The organism is Natronomonas sp. (genome assembly GCF_046710025.1).
Lineage (GTDB): Archaea > Halobacteriota > Halobacteria > Halobacteriales > Haloarculaceae > Natronomonas.
Window position 1 is genome coordinate 1 of the sequence record NZ_JBKEGK010000165.1, and the last position, 5,787, is coordinate 5,787.

Below are 5,787 nucleotides of genomic sequence, written 5' to 3' on the forward strand. Positions count from 1 at the left end.
GGCGACCTCCGTGTCCGCAACGCGGACGGAGAACTCGCCGCCCGCGAGGCCGTTCGGGACGTGTCTGGCAAACACTTCGGCCTTGACCGCGTCGCCCTGACCGACCGCGACCGAACTGACCTCCAGCCGGACGTTCGGTTGGAAGACGTAGAGCCCGTCGTTGTCGTACGAGCGGGCGGGACCGCCGAAGCCGTCCTCACAACAGAGGACGCGGCCGTCACGCATCGCGTAGACGTTGTCGATGTTGCGGAGCGCGTCGTCGGCGTCCTGCGGGCCGTCGGTGAAATCCGGGCCGGTGATGACCGGCTCGAGCGTCGAGACGTTGTAGTTCGGCTCGAGTTCCGCGCGGTAGACGACACCGCCGTCGACGCGGTCCATCTGGATGTCGCCCGTCTCGTCTGCGAGGTCGTCGTTGAACTCCGAGATGCCAAAGTAGACGAAGTCGCCGGGCTGGGAGTCGTCGACGCTGTCGACGCCCTCGGCCTTGTTGAACTCGATGGAGGCACCGATCTCCTTTGCGGCCGCGCGGGTCTCGAGGAAGGGGACGCGACGGAGGTCCTCGTCGACGCCGTCGGGGCCGTCCTGTTCGTACTGTTCGGCCCAGTCGATGATCTCTTGATTCGTGATGTAGTTCTGGTTGCCGTTCTCGATAACCTCGAGATCGGCCTCGCGGACGGCGTCGCCGTATGCGACGTCGTCCCCGAGTTCGCTCTCGGAGTAGTCCGTGTGTGCCGTGAGATAATCGGCCTGCGTGACATCGTCGTACTCGGCGATCCAGCCCTCGACCTCGCCGTTCGTGGCGTGGCCCAGTTCGATCCACTCGACTTCGAGGTTCGTGTCGGCCGGGGAGTTGCGCTGGCCGGAATCCTCGACGTTCGCGGCGTCGTTCGTGATCTTCGGGGCGTAGAGCGTGCCCTCGATGTCGTCGGTGTCGTCGTAGCTCGGGATCGGCTCGTCCGCGACGAACTTGTAGATACCCTTGCTGTCGCCGTCGGAGCAGCCGTAGAGGGTCTTTTCGTCGCCCTGGAAGTCCGGGGCTTCCCAGGAGGCGCGGCCCGCGACCCAGTACTTCATGGGCTCAGGCTCCTCGGCGGTCGGCGCGCGGACATCCACGTGGTAGCCGTAGCGGTAGGGGTTCGGGTAGATATCGTCGATGGGCGTCAGATCGTTCTTGCCGTCGCCTTGGTCGACCTGCTCGGCGCCCAGGTAGTACGCGAGGAACTCGACGCCGGTCATGGCCCAGTACCCTTGGATGTACCAGCCGTCGACTTCGTCGTACTCGTCGACCGCACCCTGAACAGCCGAGGGGTTCGGCCGGTTCCAGAACTGACACGCGCCGAGCAGTCCCTCACCGCTGCCGGCCTCGACGATGTCGCCGACCGTGTTGGTCAGCGAGACGCGGGGATGTGCGTAGTTCTCCTCGGAAGAAATCGGCGTCTCCCACGGGCTGAGGTCGCCGTAGCAATTGATCCGGGTGCCGCCGAGGTCGCGGAGCCCATCCGTGTTCGGGATGTTCATCGCGTCGTCGGGATCGGCGCTCCACTCGCCGCTTTCGTCTTGGCTGATGAAGACCCGCGAAAGACCACCGGGGCTGTTCTCCCAGTTGGTGTACAGGTAGCCCTCGGTGCCCTCGTCGTCCGTCGGGACGAACTGGTTGCAGTCTGGGTTCGTCGCCGCGGCCCCGTACTGCGTCCCTGCGAAGTTGTCCTGGTTGATGTCAGTGCCGTCGGGCGTCTGGGCGACGCCGAGGCGCTCTGTGCCGCCGTTGATCGGCTCGCGACCCTGGATCAGGATCTCGTAGTTGCCGACCTCGGAGCGAACCCTCCCCTCTTTGTCCGGGGTATCGGGGATGCCGACCTCAGGGAAGTCGTCGTTGCTGCCGTCGAATTCGAAGTTGAAGCCGCTGAAGTAGCCGACCGCCGCTCGGCCGTACGGTTCGGGATTACTATTATCGGGATGCTGGAGGCTGTACAACAGCGAACCGTCCTCAAAGACGAACGGGCCGGTCACCTCGGCACCGAACGCCGTCGTCGAGAGCCGCTTTAGATTCCCCTGGACGCTCGGCGCGCCGGGCGTGTCCCCCTCCGAGATTTCCGACTCACTCGCGCTTGCTACACCGACCGCGCTGGCACCCAGCGCGGCGGCGACTGACGCCTTCATCAGACCTCTGCGGTGCATTTCCACCATGCAGGTGGACCCGGGAGGGGGGTGATAAACAAATTTTATATTTTTTATATATCCACAGAATCATGTGTACGTCTCAATATGTTTCAGTCGGTACTCGCCCGTTGTGCAGCGTTGTCCTATATAATACACAGTACTATTTCGTAACTCGATACAGATCCTCAAATGTGAATTATCTTTAATTATATGCGACTCGCTGGCCGCGATCCGATTTAAAAGACCCAGAACGTTTATAAGTTGTACTCCCACCGATAGCCCCAGTATGTGAGTTCCCCCGCCAGGAGAACGATGTCCACTACCCCTCGTCCGGAAGCACTGTTCCGTCCGGCCGTTTCTGCCCTTCGGAGTCGTGAACCACCACGCCCGCGGCGTCCGTCGGTTCGTAGTTGTCACGGACGCCGATCGCCTCCTCGATATCCCGGATCGTCCGCTCTTTGAGAGCCGCCGCGAGTTCCTCGGCGTCCTCGCGGGTGATGTCGCGGCCGAGACCCTCACACTCGTGGGCGCGGACGAGTCCCTCCCCGTCGACGGCTTCGCCCATCGGTTCGGCCGTCCCGGCCAGCGCGAGGCTGAACGGGTAGGTCCGACAGACGAGCGGTCGGTCCTCGTGGACGGTACAGGCGCCGGTGCCGTCGTCCGATTCAGTATAAAAGGCGCAGTCTCCACAGCTGTCGGTCTGAAGCGCCCACTCGAACGTCTCCCCCTCGGGTTTCCCGCCGGTGTCGTCGAGGCCGTACGGCATGGGCCGGGCGACATCACGCCAGTCGTAGGGCTCCTCACCGGCGTCCGCCGCGGCCGATTGAAGCCGTTGAACCTCGTCGGGGAACACGGTCGCGGTGTGAGGTTCGGTGTCGGCGTCGTCCGCTTCGACCGCGGTACAGCAGCCGCCACATCGGGTGCACTCGAAACCGATGGACTCGATAGCGTCGGCGAGTTCGGAGACGGGAATGTCGTGCGCCCGCTCCAGTTCGGTTTCGAGGCTCTCCATGGCGGATCGTTTGGATACGTACATATAAACGGCCCGCTCGGGAACCCCAGCAGGTCGCCCGTTCGGCCGATTGTTTTTATTCCGATAGCCGCATACCAATCGTATGGGTATTGTCGATCTGCTCCGATCGGTGTTGGGTCTCGGCGATTCCGGGGACTCGGCGCCCCCCGAAAGGACGGATGCCACGGTTGAACGCGGGCCGACCCGGGAGTCCAACGGGTCGAACGAGGCTCCGCACGGTTCCGACGATCGGTCGACGGGGAGGGTGTCCGATCCCGAAGCCGACCCCGTTGCCCCGAAACCGGACGCGACTGCTTCGGCCGATTCGGCGGTCAAAACGTCCGGTCCGGACCCCGATGCGGCCGTCGAACCGCCCGGGGACGCCCAACCGGCCCCGAGCGAGCCCGAGCGCCCGGATACGTCCGGCGACACTACCGACGGTGCCGACGACGCGACCGGCACTGTCGACACCGACGACTCGGACGAGGCCGACGACGCCCCTGATGACACGGGCGACGCCCCGAAGCAGGGTGCCTCAGTTGATACGATCAACGGGATCGGCCCGGCCTACACCGAACGGCTGGGGAACGCCGGCATCGAAACGGTCCCCGAACTGCTCGCGGCCGACACCGTAAGCCTCGCTGAGGCGACCGACATCTCCGAAAAGCGGATCGCCCGCTGGCAGGGACGCGCCGCCGAGTAGGATTTATACTCGCCCGAACGCTTTTATACTATACCGGGACCAAGCCGCCCGTGACCTGATACGTCGCGGTCGGCCCCCGAGGCGGGAGCGCGGGGACGGGCCGATCGGAGTGAATCCCCGCCTGTTCGCCAGCGACATAGCCACGCGTGCCGCCCCAACCGCAAAAGCATTGTTCGCTGACGCCTCTCAATACGGTATGCGAGTCGTCACCGACCGAGAGGCGTTCGAATCCGTCGCCACCGAAGCGACGGATTCGGCGCGGGTACCGGTCGAACTCCGGTTGTCGGTCGCCGATCCCTTCGAAGCATACCGCCGCGCCCGCCGCGGTGACGGGGGCGATGTCTTTCTTGAGACGACGGCCGGCCAGTCCGGATGGGGATACTTCGCGACGGATCCGGTGTCGCGGCTCACGGTCTCGGGGACCGCGGAGCCGATCGCGAATGAGGGGTCGCGTCCGGCTGGCGCGTCCCCGTCACTCTCGGCGCTGGACGCCGAATTGAGCGCCGAAACGCTCGAACGCGGCGACTGCGAAACACCGTACCCCTGCGGTATCGTCGGGTGGCTCTCCTACGACATCGCCCGTGAACTGGAGTCAATTCCGGATGGAACCGAGGATGATCGAAACCTGCCCCGACTGCAGGTGGGAACGTACGACCGGATGGTCGCCTGGCGGGAACCCCACGCCAACGGGGTTGAACTCCGGGTCACCGCCTGCCCGCGACTCGACGAGCACGGCTCGATCGACGCCGCCTACGAGTGGGGCATCGACCGCGCCCGCTCGCTCGTCGCCCGCATCATCGCCGGAGATCGGTCCGTTGGCCGCGCCCCGGCATCGGGCGAGCGTGCCGCGTTCGAGAGCGAGTGCGGGCGAGCGGCCTTTGCCGACCGCGTCCGGCGCGTTCAGGCCGCGATACGGGCCGGTGACACCTTCCAGGCGAACGTCTCCCAACGACTTTCCGCCCCCGCGTCCGTCCATCCGGTCGACGCCTACGCCGCGCTCCGCCGTGTAAACCCGGCGCCGTACGCCGCGCTCGTGGAGTTTCCCGGCGTTGATCTCGTGAGTGCGAGTCCCGAACTCCTCCTCGATGTGGCGGCCGACCGGCTCCTGACGGAGCCAATCGCGGGTACCCGCCCACGGGGAGAGACGCCCGAGGCGGACCGCGAACTCGAGGCCGACCTCCGCTCGGACGAGAAGGAACGCGCCGAACACGCGATGTTAGTCGACTTAGAGCGCAACGACCTCGGCCGGGTGAGCGAGTACGGTAGCGTCGGGGTCCAGGAGTACCGCCGCGTCGATCGCTATGCCGAAGTGATGCATCTGGTCAGCCTGATCGAGGGACAGCTCCGGTCGGACCGGTCGGTCACCGACGCCGTCGCGGCGGCCTTCCCGGGCGGCACGATCACCGGCGCACCGAAGCCCAAGACGATGGCGATCATCGACGACGTCGAACGCACCCGGCGTGGACCCTATACCGGCAGCATCGGGCTTTTCGGCTTCGACGGTCGGGCGACACTCAACATCGTCATCCGGACGCTCGTTCGACATGCCGACCGGTATCACCTCCGCGTCGGCGCCGGGATCGTCCACGACTCCGACCCGGACCGCGAGTACGCGGAGACGCTGGATAAGGCCCGCGCGCTTCTCACGGCCATCGACACCGCACTGACGGAGCAAGCGGCGTTCACGATTGAGGCGACGGAACGATGACTGCCGAGAACCGTCGCGGCGATGCCCCGGCACCGATGCGGCCGAGCGTTCTCGTCGTCGACAACTACGACTCGTTCGTATACAATCTCGTCCAGTACGTCGGCACCCACGCCGATGTCGTGGTCCGGCGCAACGACGACATCGACGTCGATGGGATTCGGCGGCTTGACCCCGATGGAATCGTCGTTTCGCCGGGGCCGGGGG

Annotated in this window: 5 protein-coding genes; 3 read left to right on the forward strand and 2 right to left on the reverse strand. The window is 65.4% G+C overall.

The window, feature by feature from the left end; all coding sequences use genetic code 11:
* Both ACI944_RS10835 and ACI944_RS10840 read right to left on the reverse strand, forming a co-directional pair.
* Window positions 1–2,187 (reverse strand): alkaline phosphatase PhoX (locus ACI944_RS10835; protein ID WP_411719065.1); only part of this gene is annotated, 2,187 nt, incomplete at its 3' end.
* Between the two features lie 292 nt (window positions 2,188–2,479).
* Complete coding sequence (locus tag ACI944_RS10840) at window positions 2,480–3,172, reverse strand: YkgJ family cysteine cluster protein (protein ID WP_411719066.1); 693 nt, start codon at window positions 3,170–3,172, stop codon at window positions 2,480–2,482.
* Between the two features lie 103 nt (window positions 3,173–3,275).
* Here ACI944_RS10840 and ACI944_RS10845 point away from each other — a divergent pair, with 103 nt between their 5' ends.
* The 3 genes from ACI944_RS10845 to ACI944_RS10855 all read left to right on the forward strand — a co-directional run.
* Window positions 3,276–3,875 carry a helix-hairpin-helix domain-containing protein gene (locus ACI944_RS10845; protein WP_411719067.1) on the forward strand — a complete coding sequence of 200 codons (600 nt, stop codon included), beginning with the start codon at window positions 3,276–3,278 and terminating at the stop codon, window positions 3,873–3,875.
* A gap of 196 nt (window positions 3,876–4,071) precedes the next feature.
* On the forward strand, window positions 4,072–5,583 hold the full coding sequence (gene pabB / locus ACI944_RS10850; protein WP_411719068.1) for an aminodeoxychorismate synthase, component I: 1,512 nt from the start codon (window positions 4,072–4,074) through the stop codon (window positions 5,581–5,583).
* Window positions 5,580–5,787 (forward strand): glutamine amidotransferase-related protein (locus ACI944_RS10855; RefSeq protein WP_411719069.1); only part of this gene is annotated, 208 nt, incomplete at its 3' end. The genes pabB and ACI944_RS10855, both read left to right, overlap by 4 nt.